This is a genomic window from Streptomyces sp. NPDC056948, assembly GCF_042674225.1.
Lineage (GTDB): Bacteria > Actinomycetota > Actinomycetes > Streptomycetales > Streptomycetaceae > Streptomyces > Streptomyces purpurascens.
Genome location: NZ_JBHUQX010000553.1, coordinates 1 through 4926, shown reverse-complemented (window position 1 = coordinate 4926; position 4926 = coordinate 1). Strand labels below are relative to the sequence as shown.

At 68.6% G+C, this 4926-nt stretch carries 3 protein-coding genes; 2 read left to right on the top strand and 1 reads right to left on the bottom strand.

What is annotated here, in order from left to right; genetic code table 11:
• Positions 1–143 precede the first annotated feature (143 nt).
• Positions 144–1481, bottom strand: coding sequence for an MATE family efflux transporter (locus ACFTZL_RS40860; RefSeq protein WP_382594428.1), 1338 nt, complete (start codon positions 1479–1481; stop codon positions 144–146).
• Between the two features lie 460 nt (positions 1482–1941).
• On the opposite strand from ACFTZL_RS40860, the gene dnaB reads away from it, so the two are divergent.
• Together dnaB and ACFTZL_RS40850 are read left to right on the top strand one after the other, a co-directional pair.
• Positions 1942–3423, top strand: coding sequence for a replicative DNA helicase (dnaB, locus tag ACFTZL_RS40855; protein WP_382594425.1), 1482 nt, complete (start codon positions 1942–1944; stop codon positions 3421–3423).
• Positions 3424–3503: 80 nt separating this feature from the next.
• Positions 3504–4889 (top strand): serine hydrolase domain-containing protein, encoded by a 1386-nt coding sequence (locus ACFTZL_RS40850; protein WP_382594422.1) that lies wholly within the window; start codon positions 3504–3506, stop codon positions 4887–4889.
• Positions 4890–4926: the final 37 nt, after the last annotated feature.

Sequence of the window (4926 nt, the reverse complement as noted above, 5' to 3'; positions counted from 1 at the left end):
CCCTTCGGGGTGCGGCCCCATTGTCGATCCCGGACCCGTCTCGTCGTATCCGGATGCGACGCGTGGTGCCTGGGTACGCCGTATCTGGTTTCACGTGAAACACCGTGTTTCACGTGAAACAGTCCGTCGGCCGAGCCCGCTCGTCAGCGGGTCGCGCCCGTTACGATCCAGCGGCCTGAGCGGCTCCGGAGCCACAGGGTCAGCATCCGGATGGTCATCATCAGCGTCATGGTGGCCCAGAGGGCGGTGAGTCCACCGCCCAGTACCGGAACCAGGAGAGCGACCGGAGTGAAGACCGCCAGCGTGAGCACCATCGCCCAGGCGAGGTAGGGACCGTCGCCGGCGCCCATCAGGACTCCGTCCAGGACGAAGACGATGCCGGAGATCGGCTGCGAGAGGGCGACGATGACCAGAGCGGGCAGGGCCGCGTCCTTGACCGCCGAGTCACTGGTGAACAGGGGCAGGAACGCCGGTCGGGTGAGGACGACCAGGACACCGAGGACGACTCCGACGGCGATACCCCACTCCACCATGCGACGACATGCGGCGCGGGCGCCCTGTGTGTCTCCGGCTCCGAGGTAGCGCCCGATGATGGCCTGCCCTGCGATGGCGATGGCGTCGAGAGCGAAGGCGAGCAGACTCCACAGGGACAGGATGATCTGGTGGGCGGCCATGTCGGCATCTCCGAGCCGGGCGGCGACCGCTGTGGCGATCATCAGGATCGCCCTCAGGGAGAGGGTGCGGACCAGCAGGGGGACACCGGCCTGAGCGGATGCCCTGATCCCGGCGGCGTCCGGGCGCAGGGAGGCGCCATGCTTCCGCGCTCCACGCAGAACCACCGCGAGGTAGACCGCGGCCATGCCGCACTGGGCGATGACGGTGCCCCAGGCCGAGCCGGCGATCCCCAGGCCTGCCCCGTAGACGAGCCCCGCGTTGAGAGCGCCGTTGGCCACGAAGCCGATGATGGCTACGTAGAGCGGGGTCTTGGTGTCCTGCAGGCCGCGCAGGATGCCGGTCGCGGCGAGGACGACGAGCATCGCCGGTATGCCGAGCACGGAGATGCGCAGATACGTGATCGCGTAGGGGGCTGCCGCGTCCGAGGTGCCGAAGAGGTCCACGAGGTGGGGTGCTGTCGGCAGGGCGACGGCGACGACGCCGGCGCCGAGGATCAGAGCCAGCCAGATGCCGTCCATGCCCTGGCGGATGGCGGCCGGGAGATCACCAGCGCCGACGCGGCGGGCGACCGCCGCTGTCGTGGCGTAGGCGAGGAAGACGAAGACGCTGACGGAGGTCATCAGCAGGGCCGAGGCGACGCCGAGACCGGCGAGTTGGGCCGTGCCCAGATGGCCGACGATGGCGGTGTCGGTCATGAGGAAGAGGGGCTCGGCGACGAGCGCGCCGAAGGCCGGCACGGCGAGTGCGACGATCTCTCGGTCGTGCTGTCTCCGGCCGGCTCGAGGGCGCGCGGGGGCCTGTGTCATGTGCACCAATCTAATCGTCCACAGGTAAGAGATGCAAAGCTTTTGTGACCCTTACCATTCGTCCAGAGGTGCGCACTGCCGTGCACCATTCGAAGCGATCTTGGGCCGGTTGGGGAAGTTTTTCTTCTGCACAGCCGGTGGATGGCAAAGTTGCAGGTCAGGGCGGTTCCACTGTGATGGGTCGGTGCTTGTTCACAGCCCTGTCCACCGGGTCGTGCACAGGTTTCGCCGAGTTCTCCACAGCATCTGGGCCGTCGTCCACATGGCCTGTGGATAACCAGATTGGCTGACGGTGCCGACGGGCCTACGGTAGTGCGGCGCCCGCTCCGTCCGTCGGTTTTGAAAACGTCACAAAACCGGCGTCCAGTAACCGGAGTTGGGCCTCTCATTTGTCAGTGCCGTGCCGTAGAAAAGAGAGGCACGGCGAGGTCTGCTGCGGCGGACGGGAGGAGGTGGCTCGGTGAGCATTTCCGAGCCCTTGGACGACCCGTGGGCCGACAGCGGGCCCAGTGATCGTCTGCCCTCCTCCCGCCGACGCGGTGACGGCGCCCGGAGCCGTGACGAGCAGCACGAGCGTGGCAGGGACAACGGCGAGTGGGACGGCGGCGGAAGCACGTCGTTCGAACGGGTACCACCGCAGGACATCGAGGCCGAGCAGTCCGTCCTCGGCGGCATGCTGCTGTCCAAGGACGCCATCGCCGATGTCGTCGAGATCCTCAAGGGCCACGACTTCTACAAGCCGGCCCACGAGACGATCTATCAAGCTGTCCTCGACGTCTATGCCAAGGGCGAGCCGGCCGACCCCATCACCATCGCCGCCGAGCTCACCAAGCGCGGTGAGATCAACAAGGTCGGCGGGGCCTCGTATCTGCACACCCTCGTCCAGACGGTGCCCACAGCGGCGAACGCCGCCTACTACGCGGAGATCGTCCACGAGCGTGCCGTCCTGCGGCGCCTGGTCGAAGCCGGCACGCGCATCACCCAGATGGGATACGCGGCCGACGACGACGTCGACGAGATCGTCAACCGCGCCCAGGCAGAGGTCTACGCGGTCACCGAGCAGCGCACCAGCGAGGACTACCTGCCGCTCGGCGACATCATGGAGGGCGCGCTCGACGAGATCGAGGCGATCGGCTCGCGCAGCGGTGAGATGACCGGCGTGCCCACGGGGTTCACGGACTTCGACTCGCTCACCAACGGCCTGCACCCGGGCCAGATGATCGTCATCGCCGCGCGTCCTGCCATGGGTAAGTCCACGCTCGCGCTGGACTTCGCGCGAGCCTGCTCGATCAAGAACAACCTGCCGAGCGTGATCTTCTCGCTCGAAATGGGGCGCAACGAGATCGCGATGCGTCTGCTGTCCGCCGAAGCCCGGGTCGCCCTGCACCACATGCGGTCCGGCACCATGACGGACGAGGACTGGACGCGCCTGGCCCGTCGGATGCCGGACGTCTCCGCGGCCCCGCTCTACATCGACGACTCCCCGAACCTGTCGATGATGGAGATCCGCGCCAAGTGCCGCCGCCTCAAGCAGCGCAACGACCTCAGACTGGTCGTCATCGACTACCTCCAGCTGATGCAGTCCGGTGGGTCCAAGCGGGCCGAGAGCCGTCAGCAGGAGGTCTCGGACATGTCCCGTAACCTCAAGCTGCTGGCCAAGGAGCTGGAGCTCCCGGTCATCGCGCTCTCCCAGCTCAACCGTGGTCCCGAGCAGCGCACGGACAAGAAGCCGATGGTCTCCGACCTGCGTGAGTCCGGCTCCATCGAGCAGGACGCCGACATGGTCATCCTGCTGCACCGCGAGGACGCCTACGAGAAGGAGTCGCCGCGCGCGGGCGAGGCCGACCTGATCGTGGCCAAGCACCGAAACGGCCCGACGGCGACGATCACGGTCGCCTTCCAGGGTCACTACTCCCGGTTCGTCGACATGGCGCAGACCTGACCTGACCGTGGTCCTGCGTTCGCGACGCCAGCCCGGAATGTACTCGACGCGGGGATGCCGGGGCGGGTGGACTGGGGCCCATGACGACATCTCAGGGAGAGCTGCTTCCCGGCACGCGTCGCGCACTGCTGCACCGGATCGCCGTCGCCCAGGCCGAGGGACGGGCGCCTTCGCTGGTCGCGGCCGTCGTGCGGGGCGGGAAGCCGGTGTGGACAGGCGCGCGGACCTCGGTGGAGGGGCATGCGCCGGACGAGAACGTGCAGTACCGGATCGGCTCGATCACCAAGACCTTCACGGCGGTTCTCGTCCTGAGGCTGCGCGACGAGGGCGCACTGGACCTCGGGGATCCGCTGGAGAAGCATCTGCCGGGCACCGGAGTGGGGGAGGCGACCGTCGCCGAACTGCTCGCGCACGCCGGAGGGCTGGCGGCCGAGACGCCGGGGCCATGGTGGGAGCGGAGCCCTGGATCGCTGCGGCCCGAACTCGCCGATGTGCTGGGCGAGCGGCCCTTGCTGTCTCCGCCCGGCCGCCGGTTCCACTACTCGAACCCGGGCTACGCGCTGCTCGGCGCGCTCATCGAGAAGCTGCGCGGCGTCTCCTGGGAGGAAGCCCTTCGGCGTGAAGTGCTCGAACCCCTGGAGCTGCACCGCACGAGCGTGCGGCCCCAGGCGCCGCACGCGGGTGGCTGGGCGGTGCATCCCTGGGCCGACGTGATGCTCCCGGAGCCCACCGAGGACCTGGGGCGCATGGCACCGGCAGGCCAACTGTGGTCGACCACAGGTGACTTGGCGCGCTTCGCGGCCTTCCTGGTCAACGGCGACGAGCGGGTGCTGAGCGCCGAGACGCTGCGGGAGATGAGGACACCGGCAGCGCCCCACGACGCGGCGGACGTGGCGAGCGGCTACGCCTACTGCCTGGGGATGGAGATCCGGCGGCGGAACGGGCGGTCCCTCGTCGGACACACCGGTTCGCTGCCCGGCTTCCTCGCGTGCCTCATGATCGGTGTCGAGGAGGACGTGGCGGCGGTCGTCCTGGCCAACTGTACCTCCGGCCCGCTGCTGTTCTCCGTCGCCGCCGACATGGTCCGCATCGTCGCCGAGGCGGAACCACGCATCCCCTCCCCGTGGAAGCCCCTGAGCGATGTCGACCGGTCGATGCTGGAGCTGACGGGCCAGTGGTACTGGGGGACGCACGCCTTCGCGCTGCGGCTGACGGCCGACGGGCTCGTCTCGCTGGGACCGCTGTCCGGCAGCGGCCGGCGCTCGCGGTTCCGCCCGAACGGCGACGGCACATGGACGGGTCTGGAGGGCTACTACGCCGGCGAGCTCTTGAAGGCCGTACGGCGGCCGGACGGATCCGTGAGCCATCTGGACCTCGGCTCGTTCGTGTTCACGCGTCAGCCGTACGACGAGGGGGCTCCTGTGCCGGGTGGAGTCGATCCGGAGGGGTGGCGCGGGATCGAGTAGGCAGTGACGGCGAGGGGCGCTCTGTTTCACGTGAAAC

Excerpts from the sequence above, each read along its gene's own strand:
- ACFTZL_RS40860 (WP_382594428.1), bottom strand. The coding sequence starts at position 1,481 with ATGACACAGGCCCCCGCGCGCCCTCGAGCCGGCCGGAGACAGCACGAC.
- ACFTZL_RS40850 (WP_382594422.1), top strand. The coding sequence starts at position 3,504 with ATGACGACATCTCAGGGAGAGCTGCTTCCCGGCACGCGTCGCGCACTG.